This is a genomic window from Pseudomonas sp. PGPPP1, assembly GCF_002255865.1.
Classification (GTDB): Bacteria; Pseudomonadota; Gammaproteobacteria; order Pseudomonadales; family Pseudomonadaceae; genus Aquipseudomonas; species Aquipseudomonas cremoris.
On sequence record NZ_NKIG01000010.1, the window covers coordinates 18598 to 35433 of the forward strand.

The 16836-nt window shown below is 60.2% G+C and carries 16 protein-coding genes; 6 read left to right on the top strand and 10 right to left on the bottom strand.

Features of this window, described 5'->3' with window-relative positions; translation table 11 throughout:
- Positions 1 to 255: 255 nt before the first annotated feature.
- The 8 genes from CFE47_RS13350 to CFE47_RS13385 form a co-directional block, all read right to left on the bottom strand.
- Positions 256 to 1839: a flagellar hook-associated protein 3 gene (locus tag CFE47_RS13350; protein ID WP_286837657.1), complete on the bottom strand. Its 1584-nt coding sequence runs from the start codon at positions 1837 to 1839 to the stop codon at positions 256 to 258.
- Positions 1840 to 1853: 14 nt separating this feature from the next.
- Positions 1854 to 3902 carry a flagellar hook-associated protein FlgK gene (flgK, locus tag CFE47_RS13355; protein ID WP_286837658.1) on the bottom strand — a complete coding sequence of 683 codons (2049 nt, stop codon included), beginning with the start codon at positions 3900 to 3902 and terminating at the stop codon, positions 1854 to 1856.
- A 10-nt stretch (positions 3903 to 3912) separates the two neighbouring features.
- Positions 3913 to 5184, bottom strand: a complete 1272-nt coding sequence (gene flgJ, locus CFE47_RS13360) for a flagellar assembly peptidoglycan hydrolase FlgJ (protein WP_286837659.1) — start codon at positions 5182 to 5184, stop codon at positions 3913 to 3915.
- A gap of 4 nt (positions 5185 to 5188) precedes the next feature.
- Entirely contained in the window at positions 5189 to 6277 is a 1089-nt protein-coding gene (locus CFE47_RS13365) for a flagellar basal body P-ring protein FlgI (RefSeq protein ID WP_135310075.1), read from the bottom strand.
- A gap of 27 nt (positions 6278 to 6304) precedes the next feature.
- Positions 6305 to 7000: a flagellar basal body L-ring protein FlgH gene (gene flgH / locus CFE47_RS13370; protein WP_185703634.1), complete on the bottom strand. Its 696-nt coding sequence runs from the start codon at positions 6998 to 7000 to the stop codon at positions 6305 to 6307.
- A 53-nt stretch (positions 7001 to 7053) separates the two neighbouring features.
- Positions 7054 to 7839: a flagellar basal-body rod protein FlgG gene (flgG, locus tag CFE47_RS13375; RefSeq protein WP_185703632.1), complete on the bottom strand. Its 786-nt coding sequence runs from the start codon at positions 7837 to 7839 to the stop codon at positions 7054 to 7056.
- A 62-nt stretch (positions 7840 to 7901) separates the two neighbouring features.
- A complete protein-coding gene (locus tag CFE47_RS13380; RefSeq protein WP_105694848.1) occupies positions 7902 to 8642 on the bottom strand; it encodes a flagellar basal body rod protein FlgF in 741 nt (246 codons plus the stop codon).
- Positions 8643 to 8970: 328 nt separating this feature from the next.
- The gene (locus tag CFE47_RS13385; RefSeq protein ID WP_286837661.1) at positions 8971 to 10533 is read right to left on the bottom strand and encodes a sigma-54-dependent transcriptional regulator; all 1563 of its coding nucleotides are present in this window, start codon (positions 10531 to 10533) and stop codon (positions 8971 to 8973) included.
- Between the two features lie 257 nt (positions 10534 to 10790).
- On the opposite strand from CFE47_RS13385, the gene phhA reads away from it, so the two are divergent.
- The 3 genes from phhA to CFE47_RS13400 all read left to right on the top strand — a co-directional run bounded on the left by phhA (position 10791) and on the right by CFE47_RS13400 (position 13231).
- On the top strand, positions 10791 to 11582 hold the full coding sequence (gene phhA / locus CFE47_RS13390; protein ID WP_185703628.1) for a phenylalanine 4-monooxygenase: 792 nt from the start codon (positions 10791 to 10793) through the stop codon (positions 11580 to 11582).
- Positions 11583 to 11681: 99 nt separating this feature from the next.
- The gene (locus CFE47_RS13395; protein ID WP_017735186.1) at positions 11682 to 12038 is read left to right on the top strand and encodes a 4a-hydroxytetrahydrobiopterin dehydratase; all 357 of its coding nucleotides are present in this window, start codon (positions 11682 to 11684) and stop codon (positions 12036 to 12038) included.
- Positions 12038 to 13231 carry an amino acid aminotransferase gene (locus tag CFE47_RS13400; protein WP_286837664.1) on the top strand — a complete coding sequence of 398 codons (1194 nt, stop codon included), beginning with the start codon at positions 12038 to 12040 and terminating at the stop codon, positions 13229 to 13231. The genes CFE47_RS13395 and CFE47_RS13400 overlap by 1 nt, the downstream gene beginning before the upstream one ends.
- A 111-nt stretch (positions 13232 to 13342) precedes the next feature.
- On the opposite strand, the gene CFE47_RS13405 is transcribed toward CFE47_RS13400, so the two are convergent.
- Positions 13343 to 14152, bottom strand: coding sequence for a UDP-2,3-diacylglucosamine diphosphatase (locus CFE47_RS13405; protein WP_286837665.1), 810 nt, complete (start codon positions 14150 to 14152; stop codon positions 13343 to 13345).
- Positions 14153 to 14289: 137 nt separating this feature from the next.
- On the opposite strand from CFE47_RS13405, the gene CFE47_RS13410 reads away from it, so the two are divergent.
- The 3 genes from CFE47_RS13410 to CFE47_RS13420 all read left to right on the top strand — a co-directional run bounded on the left by CFE47_RS13410 (position 14290) and on the right by CFE47_RS13420 (position 16432).
- Positions 14290 to 15039, top strand: coding sequence for a helix-turn-helix transcriptional regulator (locus CFE47_RS13410; protein ID WP_286837667.1), 750 nt, complete (start codon positions 14290 to 14292; stop codon positions 15037 to 15039).
- Between the two features lie 98 nt (positions 15040 to 15137).
- Entirely contained in the window at positions 15138 to 16022 is an 885-nt protein-coding gene (locus tag CFE47_RS13415; RefSeq protein WP_286837669.1) for a DMT family transporter, read from the top strand.
- Positions 16023 to 16150: 128 nt separating this feature from the next.
- Complete coding sequence (locus tag CFE47_RS13420; RefSeq protein ID WP_185703618.1) at positions 16151 to 16432, top strand: hypothetical protein; 282 nt, start codon at positions 16151 to 16153, stop codon at positions 16430 to 16432.
- Between the two features lie 34 nt (positions 16433 to 16466).
- On the opposite strand, the gene CFE47_RS13425 is transcribed toward CFE47_RS13420, so the two are convergent.
- Positions 16467 to 16754 carry an Rdx family protein gene (locus CFE47_RS13425; RefSeq protein WP_286837672.1) on the bottom strand — a complete coding sequence of 96 codons (288 nt, stop codon included), beginning with the start codon at positions 16752 to 16754 and terminating at the stop codon, positions 16467 to 16469.
- Between the last annotated feature and the right edge of the window lie 82 nt (positions 16755 to 16836).

Genomic DNA, 16836 nt, shown 5'->3' on the forward strand with positions numbered 1-16836 from the left:
CTGGAGATCACCCCGCGAGCTGCCCCGCCGAGTGCTGACAATAAAAGGGGATAACCCCGCAAAAAACTCGCTGAAAGCCGCCCCGTAAAGGCCCTGCGACGACTTATCCTTTTCACACGATACAGTGAAGATGCGCTTTATGACTCACAGGTCACCTAATTGTCTGTGGTTTATGCAAAACCTTCAAACAATTAAGCCGTAGAAACGACAACGGCCCAGCCTGTTTCCAGGCTGGGCCGCTTGAGGTACTGGCGCTTACATCTTGTTGAACAGGCTCAACTGCGAGATTTTCACGAATGCCAGTTGCGACGCCTGCAACATGGTTTGCTGCAAGCTCAGGTTGATCGACGCTTCTGCCAAATCGATGTTCCCTAGCGAACTCATGGTCGAGTCATTGGCGATGCCCAGGCTGGTGTTTTGATCAGCTTGTATATCCAAAGCGTTACCGCGAGCGCCGATTGAACCGCGCACTTGGTCAACCTGCATTTTGGAGTTAGCCAGGTTGCCGATGGAGCGAGCAACCACGTCCTTGAGTTCCTTTTGCGCGGCAGGCTTACCATCTGCCGGTGTTTCAAGGACTTTGCGCAGGTGGCTCAGGGTGTCGAGTACGTTTTCGCTCTTACTGCTGGTGGCACCGATCGTAAAGGAATCGCCGTCTGCCGGGTCGGAAGTAACGCCAAGTTCAACGCCCGCGACGGTAATCGAGGTGGCACCCGTGGCCAAGGTGTCGCTGGCGATGGCCTTGCTGTCCGCTGTGTAAGGCTGCGCATAGACGTTATAGGCACCGCCCGCACCGAACTTGATGACAACACCCGAGTTGGGAAAGGTGCTGGCATACGCCGCCTGGTCAGTCACCGTTCCGCCGGTCAACTGCGCCGTTGTCGAGTTGCTGGGTGTGCGCGAGACACTGAAGGAGTCCGGCTTGAGCGCAAGGGTGAACTCGCGATCCTTCACCAGATCATCCGATGGCGTGCCAGGCAGTACGCCCTCGCCCAGATTGAAACCGATATCGAACTTGACCCCACGCAGGTTGACAGTCGAGGCGCCTTCCTTGGTGGCGTCAAAGGTGCCGTTGCCTTGGATCTCGGAAGTGACGTCCTTACCGGCGCTGTCGGTCACGGTGTACTGGGTGCTGCTGATGAATTTCAGCGAATAGGGCTGGCCGCTGGCAAAGTTGTTGGTGGTACCGGCGGTAATCAGGCCGGCAGAGACTGTCACCTTGTAATCATCGACATCGGGCGGCGTGAGTACACGTGTCGTTTGAGTACGACCTGTATTACCCGAACCTTCGAGGATGGTTTTCGCGGTGTCCCCCATCGACATCGACAGGTTTTCCGCCACCTTCAGGGTCAATGGCGTCTCATCCCCCTGATAGGTGTAGGTACCATCGTTGTTACGGGAGTAAGGCGGCGTGTCCGTCTTGCTGCCGGAGAACATGTAATTACCACTGGCGTCTTTGGTGTTGAGCAACGCCAGCACTTGATCCTGGATCGCACCAATGGTGTCGGCATGCGCCTTGCGGTCAGCATCGCTGATCCCAATGTTACCGGCAGCCAACGCCACCTCACTGGCCTTCTGCAATGCATCTTGGATTCCACTCAGTACGCTCTCTTCAGAAGCGAATGCGTTCTTCAACGTGGAGATATTGCCATTGGACTGCGCCAGCATATCTTTCTGCTGCTGCAGCATCAGCAAGCGCGCCGCCGCCACCGGATCATCACCGGCGGTTTGCACACGCACGCCGGAGGTGGTCTGGTCCTGAGCCTTGATCAGGCTGGAATAGTTCGATTGATACTTGGCAGTACTGGCTTCGAAATATTGCTGTGTAGAAATACGCATCGTCCCAGACTCCCTTAAAGGCTGTTGATCAGTGTGCTGAAGGTTTCCTGCGCGGCCTTGATGATCTGCGACGACGCGGTGTAGTACTGCTGAAACTTGATCATGTCGCCGGCCTCGTCATCCAGGTTGACCCCGGATACGGAGCTGAGAGCCTCTTTGTTGGCAGCCAGCAACGCACCGGTCGCGGCAACATCAACGCCGGACTGGCTGGCTTTAGCACCTACCTGGGACACCAGGCGACTGTTGGCCCCGACCAGGCTTACGCCGGTATTGCCGTCACCCAGACCGACCGTGGCCTTGGTCTGCAGGTCGAGCAACTGCTGGGCATTACGCCCGTCGGACTTACCGCCGCTGTTAAACGAAAACGTCGTGCTGTCACCGCCGGCCGGCGAACCGTTGATAGTGGTGTCGAAACTGAACCCGGAGCCCGGAATAGGCGTGCCCGTGGCGTCCAGCTCGGGCACATTGACAGTCACTTTATTGCCTTGCCCCGGAACGATGGTGCCGGTGCCGATCGACTTGCCTTGGGCATTACTGATCGTGTACGACTGCGTGCCGTCAGCCGCCGGTGCGGCAAACACCATTTTCACGGGCATCAGGCCTTCAATATCCGCCCGCAACTTGGCCGAGTTAGCGCCACCATGGATGTCCACCGGGTTGGTCAGGGACGGCTGGGTGAACGTGCCGGTGCCGGTATTGGTCTTGCTGCTGTCACCGACCAACGCACCGGCGAAGGCCAGCTTGTTGGCGTCTACCATGTCCACACCAATAGCGCTGGCACCGGTAGCGGTCGGGCTGACCTTGAAACTGTCACCAAAACCCATGGTCCCTTTGCCATCAAGCGATAGGGTCACACCGTCGAACGAGGGCGGTGAGGTGGTGGAGGTGATGTCAAAGTTACCCATGGCTTTGCCGTCCGAACGTACCACGGTGATGATGTTCGGGTTGGTCTTGTCGCTAAAGGTGACCTTGTAGTCATAGGTGGTCAGCTTGCTGCTGTCGTCGATCGTCACATTCAGGTTGCCAGAGCCCGCGCTGTTACCCGAAGCACCTTGGCTGCGCGATGCGATGGCAATGGCGCTGTTAACGTCCTTGAACAACGAGGTGCCGAAATCACCATTCAGATCCAAGCCTTGGCCGAGCTGATTGTTCATGGTGTCCGCGGTCGCAATGGCCAAACGACCCAGCTCATTGATGGCCGGCATCAGCGCATCGCTGCGATAACGCAGCAGGCCGCCAATGCTGCCGCCACTGATCACCGAGCCAAGGTCCAGGCTGGTGTTGTTTACATTCAGCTGGATGGTGTATTGGCTGTTATCGGTGTTACTCGGTACGGCCGAGATCGTGTTGGAAATACCACCTTCCACCAGTGGCTGGCCCGTGCCGGTGGTCACGGTGAATTGACCATTTTTATCAGTGACGGTGACGCCGATCAGCTCGTTGAGCGAGCGCACGGCCTCGTTGCGTGAGTCCAGCAAGTTGGCCGGCGCGGAGCTCGCCGAGCCCTGAGCCTGAAAAATTTGTTTGTTGAGGGACGCAATCGAGGAGGTCAGTTGATTAACCTGGTCACTCATGGTGCTCAATTGGCTATTAATGGTTTCTTTCTGCTGAGTCAGTTGTGTCGAAATCGAATTAAAACGACTGCTCAAGGTCTTGGCATTAGCCACCAGCAGCTGCCGGGCAGACAGGTCACTCGGGTTGGATGACGCTGTTTGCAAGGTGGCAAAGAACGCGCTGAGCGCCGAAGACATGCCCGTGGTCTTGTCCGACAGAACCTTGTCCACGGCACTGATCTGATTCTGGTAGGTGTTGGCGTCCGCACTCAACGACGTGCTGTTCTGGTACGCCGCGTCCAGGTACTCGTTGTACACCCGGCGCACATCCGCCAGGGTGGTGCCGCTGCCGATAAATACGCCACCAAACTGATTCGACGCGTTGGCGGTCTGACTGCTCTGTTGGCGCGAGTACCCTGGGGTATTTACGTTGGCAATGTTATTACTCAAGACCGACAACGATCCTTGAGCGGCGTTAAGCCCCGACATCCCGATACTGAGCAAACTCATGGTTCAGACCTTATAAATGTGTGGTTGCGCCAGCGGCAGCGTAATTCTGGTAAGTGTTCATCGTTTTTGCGATCTGCGAAATCTTGCTGGCGTAGTCCGGGTCGGTGGCGTAACCGGCTTTTTGCAACTCGCGTACAAACTGTTCCGGGTTGTCGGCCGACTTCACGACTTCTTTATAGCGATCATTGCTTTGCAGCAACGTCACGAGATCATGGAAGCTGTCCTGATAGGAGTTGTAGGAACGGAACTGCGCCGTTTCCTTGACCATCGCTCCATCACGAAACTCGCTGGTGATTGCACGCGCCTGACCGCCCTGCCAACTCTGGCCGGCCTTGATGCCGAACAGGTTGTGGCTGCTGCTGCCGTCTTCGGCGCGCATCACCGATTTACCCCAGCCGGTTTCCAACGCGGCCTGGGCCACGAGGTATTTCGGATCGACACCGATTCGCGCGGCGGCCGCCTTGGCCATCGGCAGCATGGTGGCGACAAATTCATCCTGCGAATTGAAGGCCTTCTTCGCCGGCGCCAAGGGTGGCTGGGCCACGGCGCGGCCGTAGACCTGCATGCGCCCGCTTGGCACGGCAAAGGTACGCGCGCCGCTGTTGATCACGTTGTCATCAGCCGCGCTGTTACGCAGCGGTGCAGCCCTGGCGACGGTGGTTGCATCAGTGCTTGGCACGATGCCGGCCAACAGGCGGTCGGTGAGCTTGCTTGGCAGCGCGATACGGCGCTGGTTCATCAGCTCCATGTCATTGCTGTGCGATGCAGCGGCGCCCGCCTGGGGTTCAGCCACGCGATAAGCCCACAACGGGCGTTGACCGTTGGAACGCCCCAGCGGACCTTCGGCCTGGGTGCCGGCGGCAATCTCCGTCGGCACGGCCATTTTCTTCGTCGGCTCGGCCGCAGCCGGGCCCTGCAAGGTGGCCGCCTGGGCGTCCACCGGTTTGTTCTTCTGCATCTGGCGCATCAGCACGTCGGCCAGGCCAATACCACCGCCTTCGCGGGACATCGAGACCGCCAGTTGCTGGTCGTACATTTCCTGGTACTGCTTGGCCGCCGGCGTGTTCAGCGGGTTGTCCTTGCCCAGGGCCTCGGTGGCCGAACGCATCGACTTGAGCATCTCGCTCAAGAACAGCGATTCGAACTCCTGCGCGACCTTGCGCATGTTGCCTTCGCTGTTCTTGTCGTCGCCGACCTTGAGCTGGTTAAGCCGGTTCAAGTCGGAGTAAGAACCCGAATCCGCGGTGCTGCTGATCCCGCTCTTGCGCATGTCCATGGCCATGGCGTCAGATCACGATCAGGTCGGCTTGCAAGGCGCCGGCCTGTTTCAGGGCTTCGAGAATCGCCATCAAGTCGCCTGGCGCTGCGCCCACCTGGTTCACCGCGCGGACAATCTCATCCAGGGTGGTGCCGGGGCCGAACTTGAACATCGGCTTGGCTTCTTGCTGGGCGTTGACTTTCGAACGCGGTACTACCGCCGTCTGGCCGTTGGAGAAGGCACCAGGCTGGCTGACAATCGGGTCTTCGGTAATGGTCACGGTCAGGCTGCCGTGGGTGACCGCCGCTGGCGACACCTTGACGTTCTGGCCGATCACGATGGTACCGGTACGCGAATTGATGATGACTTTGGCGACCGCCTGGCCCGGGTCGACTTCAAGGTTTTCCAGGATCGACAGGTAGTCCACGCGTTGGCTTGGGTCCAGCGGAGCGGTCACACGGATCGAACCGCCATCAATGGCCTGGGCCACGCCAGGGCCGAGCATGTCGTTGATCTTGTCGACCACGCGCTTGGCGGTCGTGAAGTCGGAACGGTTGAGGTTCAAGGTCAGGCTGTTGCCTTGGTTGAAACCGCTCGGCACGGTGCGTTCCACCGTGGCACCGCCGGGAATACGCCCGGCCGATGGCACGTTCACGGTGATCTTCGAACCGTCGCGGCCTTCGGCGTCAAAGCCGCCGACCACCAGGTTGCCTTGGGCGATGGCGTAGACGTTGCCGTCGATACCTTTGAGGGGGGTCATCAACAGGGTGCCGCCGCGCAGGCTTTTCGAGTTACCAATGGACGACACGGTGATATCCACCACCTGGCCGGGCTTGGAAAACGCCGGCAAATCGGCACTGATAGACACCGCCGCAACGTTTTTAAGCTGCACGTTGCCCGAACCCGCCGGCACCTTGATGCCGAACTGCGAGAGCATGTTGTTGAAGGTCTGCAAGGTGAACGGCGTCTGGGTGGTCTGGTCACCCGTTCCGTTCAGGCCTACCACCAGGCCGTAGCCGATCAACTGGTTAGAGCGCACGCCGGAGATGCTGGCGATGTCTTTCAGGCGCTCGGCCTGGGCGACTGCGCTCAGGGACAGCAACAGTGCCGCCGCCATCAGCTGTTTGAGTTTCAAAGTGGCCACCTAGAAAGGGAACAGCGGGCTAAGGAAGAAACGGTCGAACCAGCCCGGCTGACTCGCATCAGCAAACGAACCTGTACCCGAGTAGGTGATGCGCGCATCGGCAATTCGCGTCGACGGCACGGTGTTGTCCGTGGCGATGTCATCGGCGCGGACCATGCCGGCGATGCGCACCAGCTCGTCGCCGGTGTTGAGGGTCATCCACTTCTCACCGCGTACGGCGATGATGCCGTTGGGCAATACATCGGCCACGGTCACGGTGATCGAACCGGTCAGGGTATTGCCCTGCGCCGCCGCACTCTTGCCGTTGGTGGCGCGGTCGCCGCTGTAGCCCACGTCCAGGCTCAGGTCGCCGCTGCCCAGCGGGTTATTGGTGTTGGGCACACCGCCAAACAACGAGGTCAGGCCAATCCCGGTCTTGCTGGTCTTGCCGATCTGCGAGTTGGCGTTCTTGCTGGCTTGGGTCTTCTCGTTCAGGGTGATGGTGATGATGTCACCGACCCGGAACGCCTTGCGGTCGCTGTACAGGTTCTGTTCGAAACCGGCCTGGTAGATCGAGCCATTGTTGGCCGCCGCCGGCAACGGTGTGCGTGGCAACACCGGCGCGTAGTACGGGTCGTTGGGCTTTGGCGTCGGGGCGACACAGCCCGCGAGCACGGCGATCCCACTCAGTGCCAAAACAGAAACGTAGCGATTCATGACCCTTACCTCACGGTGTTGCAGGCGCCGTCAATGGCGCCCCATAGACTTGATTACAGATTCTGCGTGACGAACGAGAGCATCTGGTCGGCGGTGGAAATCACCTTGGAGTTCATTTCGTAGGCGCGCTGGGTGGTGATCATGTTGACCATCTCCTCCACGGTGCTCACGTTGGACGTTTCCAGGGTGCTTTGCAGCGTGGTGCCGAAGCCGTTCAGGCCCGGGGTACCGATTTGCGGCGCGCCGCTGGAAGCGGTTTCCAGGAACAGGTTGTTGCCCATGGCCTGCAGGCCGGCCGGGTTGATGAAGTCGGCGGTTTGCAGGTTGCCGATCACTTGCGAGGCTGGGTTGCCGGCCACGGTGATCGATACGGTGCCGTCGTTGCCGACGGTGAAAGTCTTGGCATCCGCTGGAACGACCACGGCCGGTTCCAGGGAGAAACCGTTGGCGGTGACGATCTGGCCGTTGGAGTCCAGGTGGAAAGTACCGTCACGGGTGTATGAGGTAGTGCCATCCGGTTGCAGGATCTGGAAGAAACCACGGCCGTTGATGGCCATGTCCAGCGGCTGGCCGGTTTGCTGCAGGTTACCGGCGCTGAAGTTCTTCTGGGTGCCAACGATCTGCACACCGGTACCCAGTTGCAGGCCCGACGGCAGTTCGCTGTCCTGGGTCGACTGGGCGCCTGGCTGCTTCTTGATCTGATAGAGCAAGTCCTGGAACTCGGCGCGGTCACGTTTGAAACCCGTGGTCGACACGTTGGCCAAGTTGTTGGAAATGGTGGTCAGGTTGGTGTCCTGGGCGGACAGACCTGTTTTGGCAACCCATAGAGCCGGAAGCATGCTGTTCTCCTCTGTGCGCCTGTTTGTTGGCGCGACATCACAAATTAGTTAGTGGGCTGCAATCAGCTCATCTGCATGACGCGCGTCATGGCCTGGTCGTCTTCCTTCGCGCTGTTCATCATCTTGATGTGCAGCTCAAACTGCTTGGAAAGCGCCAGCACCGCCGTCATTTCTTCCACGGCATTGACGTTGCTTGCCTGCAGGAAACCCGAGGTCAGCGTGACGTTTGCATCGGCCTGGGCCGGCTGGCCATCCTTGGTGTGGATGGTGCCATCCAGGCCTTTATTCATATTCTTGAGGTCGGGCTGGACCAGCTTGATGCGGTCCACTTCCGCCATCACCCGCGGGCCTTCGCCCATGGCGCGAATGCTGATAGTGCCGTCAGAGCCCACTTCGATTTTCTGCTGCGGCGGCACGGCAATCGGGCCACCGTTGCCCATGATCGGCATGCCGTTGCCGGCGCGCAGCACGCCCAACGCATCGACGTTCATGCTGGCGCTGCGCACGTAGGCTTCGCTGCCGTCCGGAGTTTGCACGGCCATCCAGCCGTTGCCGTTGACGGCCACGTCCAGGTCGCGGCCGGTCTCGATCATCGCGCCAGGGGTGAAGTCGGTGGCAGGACGTTCGGTCATGGCAAACGCCCGCGCCGGAAAGCTGTCGCCGAACACCGGCATCGAGCGCGCCTGTTCCAGGTCACGTTGAAAACCGTTGGTGGAAATGTTCGCCAGGTTGTTGGCATGGGCCTTCTGCGCCAGAGCATTCTGGCTGGCGCCGGTCATTGCCACATAAAGGTACTTGTCCACGCTCTTTCCTCTTTCTGACGGACGCTTGCCGCCCACCGCTGTACTGAGGAGGCTTAAGCAATTTGCGAACCAACTTTTGAAAAGAGAGTGAGATGCAAGCGGGGCAAGGGTTTGCGGGTGGTTGCCAGAAAAATCGCGCGGGGTGAGAGTCGAAAAAACGGCGGACTACTGCCGCCTGCGGCAAACACAGGTCTTTAAAACAATGAAGATCAAGTGTGGGAGCTGGCTTGCCTGCGATAGCGGTGACTCAGTCAGCACATACTTCGCTGACCCACCGCTATCGCAGGCAAGCCAGCTCCCACATTTTTCACCCCGTTGTGTCAGAGGGTTATTTGTCGGCCTTGAGGATTTCGTAATCCCGCAGTTTGTTGGCAATGGTGGTGTGTGAAACCCCAAGGCGCTTGCCTAGCTGCCGACTGCTGGGATGCTCGCCATACAAACTTTCCAGTACCGCCTTCTCGAACCGCCCAACAATCGCCTCCAACCCCCCCTCCAGCGAAAATTCGCCAAGCGGCTGACGCACGCCGTAATCCGGCAAACGAATGTGCTCGGCCTTGACCGTACCGCCCTCGCACAACGACACCGCCTGGAACAACACGTTTTCCAACTGCCGCACGTTGCCCGGCCAATGGTAGTGACTGAGACGATCCATCGCAGCCGGTGCCAATTTCGGCAGCGGGCAGCCAATCTGGCGACTGGCCTGGTCCAAGAAGTGGTCAACCAACGGCGCCAGGCCGTCGAGGCATTCGCGCAGCGGTGGGATGTGCAGCGACAGCACGTTGAGGCGGTGATACAGGTCCTGGCGGAATTCACCACGGGCACACAGCTCGGACAAATCCACCTGGGTTGCGCAGATCACCCGCACATCCAGGTACACCTCTTCATCACTGCCTACCCGCCGAAAGCAGCCGTCCTGCAAAAAGCGCAGCAGCTTCACCTGTAAGCGCGCACTCATTTCCCCCACGCCATCGAGAAACAACGTACCGCCCGCCGTCAATTCCAGCAGCCCCAGCTTGCCTTCGGCCCGCGCCCCTTCAAATGCGCCAGGGCCGTAGCCGAACAGTTCTGTCTCGGCCATCGATTCCGGCAGGCCGGCGCAGTTGAGCGCCATCAGGGGCGATTGCCCACGAGGGCTGGCCAAGTGGCAGGCGCGTGCGAGCAGCTCCTTGCCGGTACCGGTTTCGCCTTCTATTAATAGAGGCGCATCCAGCGGCGCCATGCGCCGGGCCTCTCGGACCACGGCAGCCATGACCCTGGAGCTTTGGAAGATGCTGTCAAAGCCACGCAGCTCCTGCTTGCGCACGTTGTAGATACGCTCTCCCACGCGGTCGGCGCGGTGCAGGGTCAGCACGGCACCGGCCATCGCTTCGCTGTCATCGTGCTCGGAAGATTGCAGCGGCGCGATATCCGCCAGGAATACGTCACCCTTGACCTTGACCCTCAGGCCGTTGATCCGCGATTTGCTCGCGCGTACCAGTTCCGGCAGATCGAAATCTTCGGCGTAGCGCGACAACGGAATGCCCGGCACCTCGTCTACCCGCACGCCCAGCAACTGCGCCGCCGCACGGTTGGCAGCGACGATGGAGCCGCCCATGTCGATGGACAGCACCGGAAATTCCAGAGCACCGAGCAGTGCGTTGAGCTCCATATGCCGACGTTCACTGGGCATCAGCCCTACGCGCTTGACGCCAAATACCCCGGCAATTGCTTCGAATTGCGGACGCAGCGCCTGGAACTGCATGTTCACCAGGTTCGGGCAGAACAGGTAAATGGCGTTGCCATGCTCCCCCCCGACCTCGCCCTTGGCGACGTTGACGCCGTACTCCACCAGCAGGTTGAGGATGTCCCGCAGGATGCCGATGCGGTTCTGGCAGTGCACTTTGATACGCATGAAGAGGCCCGAAAAGTGGGTAGGCGCCGCGTCTTTTTGTCGCTGGGCGCGAATAGTCGTCAAGATTATGTGACAGACCATGACCTTTTCCCAGCCCAACACAGCGAAGGGCCGCACATCTGTAACGAATACTTTACGATATTCAGTACATTTTCCTACAAGCCACCGCCGAAGCCCGATGGAATCTCGCGCCCGTCGGGTTATCAATACGTTCATCGCAGGACATAACAAGAACGAATGCCTAGCAGGAGAGCCGTATGAAGCAGACGCACTACGTGGCCCGCGAGCCCGATGCGCATGGGTTTATCGATTACCCACCGGAAGAACACGCGGTGTGGAACACCCTGATCACGCGCCAGCTGAAAGTGATCGAAGGTCGCGCCTGCCAGGAATACCTGGACGGCATCGACAAGCTTGGCCTGCCCCATGATCGCATTCCACAACTGGGCGAGATCAACAAGGTGCTGGCCGAAACTACCGGCTGGCAAGTCGCCAGGGTGCCGGCGCTGATCCCCTTCCAGACCTTCTTTGAATTGCTCGCCAACAAGCAGTTTCCAGTGGCGACCTTTATTCGTACCCGTGAAGAACTGGACTACCTGCAAGAGCCGGACATCTTCCACGAGATTTTCGGCCACTGCCCGCTGCTGACCAACCCTTGGTTCGCCGAATTCACCCACACCTACGGCAAGCTCGGCCTGGCGGCCACCAAGGAGCAGCGGGTGTACCTGGCGCGCCTGTACTGGATGACCATCGAGTTCGGCCTGGTGGACACGCCCGAGGGCCGGCGTATCTACGGTGGTGGGATTTTGTCGTCGCCCAAGGAGACGGTGTACAGCCTGTCGTCAGAACCCGAGCACCAGGTTTTCGACCCATTGGAAGCGATGCGCACGCCATACCGCATCGACATCCTGCAACCGCTGTACTTCGTGCTGCCAGACCTCAAGCGCCTGTTCGAAGTGGCCCAGGAAGACATCATGGGCATGGTTGAGCGCGGCATGCAGTTGGGTCTGCACGCGCCAAAGTTCCCACCCAAACCCAAGGCCGCATGAACCTGCGTTTTTAAGGCCAGGTGAGTCTGTTCCCTGGCCCCGCGTTGCTTTAGGGTGACGCCACTGACCTTCAAATACTCGAATTCAGGACACCTCCACATGACCACCTTGAACCAAGCCCACTGCGAAGCCTGCCGCGCCGATGCCCCGCAAGTCAGCGATGAAGAGTTGCCGGTACTGATCAAGCAGATCCCCGACTGGAACATCGAAGTACGCGACGGCGTCATGCAGTTGGAAAAGGTCTTCCTGTTCAAGAACTTCAAGTTCGCACTGGCCTTTACCAATGCCATGGGTGACATCTCCGAAGCCGAAGGCCATCACCCGGGCCTGCTGACCGAATGGGGCAAAGTTACCGTGACCTGGTGGAGCCACTCCATCAAGGGCCTGCACCGCAACGACTTCATCATGGCCGCGCGCACCGACGAAGTGGCCAAGGACGCCGAGGGCCGCAAGTAATGCATTTTGATGCGATTACCCGCGTGCCCGGCGACCCGATCCTGGGCCTGATGGACCTGTATGCCCAGGACAGCAACCCGAACAAATTCGACTTGGGCGTGGGCGTGTATAAAGACGACCAGGGCCTGACGCCGATTCCCCGCTCGGTGAAGCTGGCCGAACAGCGCCTGGTGGACACGCAAACCACCAAGACCTACATCGGCGGCCATGGCAACGCAGCCTTTGGCGCACTGATCAGCGCGCTGGTGCTGGGCGCCGGCTCCGCGTTGATCGGCGAACGTCGTGCCGGTGCCACCCAGACCCCAGGTGGCACCGGCGCCCTGCGCCTGAGCGCCGACTTTATCGCCCACAGCTTGCCGGGCCGTGGCGTATGGCTGAGTAACCCGACCTGGCCGATTCACGAAAGCATCTTCGCCAAGGCTGGGCTCAAGGTCAGCCACTACCCGTACGTGGGCGCCGACAATCGCCTGGACGTAGCGGCGATGCTGGCCACGCTCGCCACCGTCCCGCATGGCGACGTGGTGCTGCTGCACGCGTGCTGCCACAACCCGACCGGTTTCGACCTGTCCCAGGATGACTGGCGCCAGGTGCTGAAAATCGTGCGCGAACGCCAATTGCTGCCGCTGATCGACTTCGCCTACCAAGGCTTTGGCGATGGCCTGGAACAGGACGCGTGGGCAGTTCGATTGTTTGCCAGCGAGTTGCCGGAAGTGCTGGTGACCAGTTCCTGTTCGAAGAACTTTGGCCTGTACAGCGACCGCGTCGGCGCGCTGATTGTGTGCGCGGCGGACGCCGAGAAGTTGACGGACGTACGCAGCCAACTCGCCAATATCGCCCGCAACCTGTGGTCGACGCCGCCGGATCACGGCGCGGCAGTGGTCGCGACCATCTTGGGCGATGCCGAGCTGAAAGCCCTGTGGAGCGGTGAAGTCGAAGCCATGCGTTCGCGGATTGCGCACTTGCGCTCCGGGCTGGTGGAAGCGTTGGCGCCACACGGCTTGTCGGAGCGGTTTGCACACATCGGGGCGCAGCGTGGGATGTTCTCCTATACCGGCCTGAGTGCCGACCAGGTGAAGCAACTGCGCGAGAAGCACAGTGTGTACATGGTGAATTCGGGGCGGGCCAACGTGGCGGGGATTGATGCGACGCGCCTCACACTGTTAGCCGCAGCCATCGCTGACATATCCAACTGACGGAACCCAATCAAACTGTGGGAGCTGGCTTGCCTGCGATAACGGTGTCACATCCAATAGAGATGTCGACTGAAACACCGCTATCGCAGGCAAGCCAGCTCCCACAGTTTTTTAGCCTGCAACCATCTCAGCCTTGAGCTGCGCTTCTTTAGCCTGCGCATCCGCCAATCGATACAACTCGATACTGCCATCCCAGTGCTCGATCAACGCCGTGCACGACTCCACCCAATCGCCGCAATTGAGGTAGTCCACCTCACCCACCTTGCGAATCTCCGCATGGTGGATATGCCCGCACACCACGCCATGCAATTCGCGCTTGGTCACTTCGTGGGCGATAGCTTCTTCGAAATCGCTGATGAAGTTCACCGCGGTCTTCACCTTGTGTTTCAGGTAAGCCGACAACGACCAGTAGCCATAGCCATACCGCGCACGCCAGTGGTTCAACCAACGGTTCAGCGTGAGGGTGAACTCGTAGGCCGAGTCGCCGAGAAATGCCAACCAGCGGTGGTAGCGGGTGATTACATCGAACTGATCGCCATGAATCACAAGCAAGTGGCGGCCATCGGCAGTCACATGCACCGCCTCATCCACCAGTTGGATATTGCCCAGGATCAGCTTGGAGTAACGGCGCAGGAATTCATCGTGGTTGCCGGTGACGTAGATCACTTCGGTGCCGCGCTTTGCCATGGTCAACAGGCGGCGGATCACGTTGGTGTGGGCTTGGGGCCAGTACATGCCGCCGCGCAGTTTCCAACCGTCGATGATGTCGCCTACCAGGTAGACCTTGTCGGCCTGGTAGCCCTTGAGGAACTGCGACAAATGCTCGGCCTGGCAATCCCGGGTGCCCAAGTGCACGTCGGAAATCCACAGGGTACGAACGCGCTGCTTGCGGCTGGGTTTGGTGAACTCGGCACTGGTCATGGGCATCCCTCGACGCTGTTTTCGCGAGCTTGCGCCTTGGCGATTAATAGTCCGTGACAGCCGTGCGTCAGTCTGATGACAGCGCCGACCGGCCGCGAAGCGTTGTAGACTGGCGCCTTGCTGCCCCGGAGACCGCGATGAACGCCGCCCTCACACTGCGCCACTACCTCGAAGCGCCTATTGCCCACAGCCATGACCATGCGCAGCTGGTGTTTGGCCTGTCCGGGCATCTGGATCTGGAAGTCGATGGCCTGGGCAGCCAGGTGCGCGAAAGCAGCGTGATGGTGCTGCCTTTCTCTGCCCATCACGCGTGCGGCAGTCGCGATGGCAGCCGCTGCCTGGTGCTGGACGTGCCTTCCGAACACTGGGTGCTGCACTCGCTGGGCGACCATGCCGACGCCAGTCGACGCCTGCTCGATCAACCGGCGCGCCTGGCGCTGGACGCGCGGCAAAACCAGTTGGTGCAGTGGCTCGCACACAGCCCGGTGGATGACCCGCTGATCGTGCAGCAAGGTGCGGTGTTGCTGCTGGCCAGCCTGAATCATTCGCTCACCCAACCGGTACCAGGCCGACGCCTGCCCTACGCCGCTTTTAATGCACATATCGAACGGCACCTCGCGCACCCGCTGCAGGTGGCGGACTTGGCGCGTATCGCTGACTTGTCGGTGGCGCGCTTGCATGCACGGTTCATGGCCGAATGCGGGCAGACACCGATGGACTACATCCGTAGCCGTCGCTTGCAAATGGCCTTGGACCTGCTGCAAAAAACGCCGTTGCCCATCGGTGAAATCGCAGACCGCGTCGGCTACGCCTCGCAAAGTGCCTTTGCGGCCGCCATGCTGCGGGAGTTTGGTGCGACCCCCGGTGCATTGCGACGCAGTGCGTAGAGAGAGTCTTGCGATAAAAATCGCGAGCCAGACGACAGACACCTGCGTCAGCAAGCCACTAGACTGGCCTTCGTCACCCGCTTGCTTCAAGGACCGTAATGACCCCCCGCTCAGCCCTCGGCGCCCTGCATATCGGCGCACTGATGTTTGGCCTCACTGGCGTGTTCGGCAAACTGGCGGCCGCCTCCCCCGCCATCATTGTGTTTGGCCGCGCCGCGTTTGCGGTGCTGGCCCTGGCAGTGTTTGCACGTTTTGCCAGCAACGCGCCCTGGAAACGACTGGCGCTGCGCGACTGGCGCCGATTGCTGATCAGCGGCGTGCTGCTGGCGGCGCACTGGGTAACCTTCTTCATCGCTGTCAAAGTGGCTGGCGTGGCCGTTGCCACTTTGGGTTTTACTGCATTTCCAGCGTTTACCGTAATCCTCGAAGGTCTGATCTTCCGCGAGCGCATTCGCGCCAACGAAGTACTGTTGGTGGCGCTGGTCAGCGTCGGCTTGGTGCTGGTCACCCCGGACTTCAACCTCGCCAGCGCAGCCACCGGCGGCCTGTTGTGGGGCATCCTGTCGGGGCTGTTGTTCTCGCTGTTGTCACTGAACAACCGGGCCAGTTCCGGGCGGATCCCTGCGGTGCAGGCCGCGCTGTGGCAAAACGTGGTGGTCGCACTCTGCCTGCTACCCGTAGCGGCGCCGGGCCTGGCGGATGTTCGCGCAATGGACTGGTTGTGGATCGGCCTGTTGGGCGTGTTCTGCACCGGCCTGGCCCACAGCCTGTTTGTCGCCAGCCTGGCGGTGATCAAGGCGCGCACCGCCTCTGTGGTGTTTGCCATGGAACCGGTGTACGGCATCACGGTAGCCTGGCTGCTGTTCGCCGAAACCCCGACCCTGCGCATGTTGCTGGGTGGCGCGTTGATCATCGTCGCCATCGTGCTGTCCGGGCTGATGGGCAGTGCCAGCCAGGCCAAACAGCCCGCCGCCGAGGCCTGATCTATACTCTGGCGATCCGCAACAGTTTGTCGTCGTTCAACGGATAAGGACTTCTCGACGACAGCCATGAAGTTTGAAGTTGCTGCAAGCGAGTGGTCAATCCATTAACGCTATGCAGGGGTTTCATCATGGAAACACTCATCCAATTGCTGGTGCAGATCATCAGCGGAGCCGTCGGCGGCAATCTGGCCGGCATGACCAAGCAGAGCCTGGGCACAGGTCTCAATACGTTGCTTGGCGGTATTGGCGGCCTGGTCCTGGGACAGGTCCTTGCGCAATTCACCGGCACATCCGGTGGGGAAGCGCTGGATGTCGCGGCGGTCGGCAGCAACATCGTCGGCGGCGGCGTGGGCGGCCTGGTGCTGACCTGGGTCGTCGGGTTCATCAAGCAAAAGCTAGCCACAAAGTAGCCGTCAGGTCACCGTCCTTCCAAGGCGGTGACCTTCACTGCGTACGGTCGTTGTGCCCCAGGTCGCGCTGCGGGTCGATCCTGTCACGCACGCGCTGCTTCAATACCTTGGCCTCCGGGAAACCACCGTCGGCCTTGCGCTCCCATATCTGCACACCGTCGCAGGTAATCCGAAACGCACCGCCGGTGGCCGGTTCCAGCGACACTTTGCCCAGGTCGTCGCAGAACGTGCTCAACAACTCCTGGGCCAGCCAGGCCGCGCGCAGCAGCCATTGGCATTGGGTGCAATAGGTGATGATGATCTCGGGTTTGCTCACGGACATAATTTGAGAGGTTCCTGGCGTAACGGGCTCGGAGGATCGAATGGCTATAATACCGGCCTTTATCGCCCAGCCTTGAGATTCA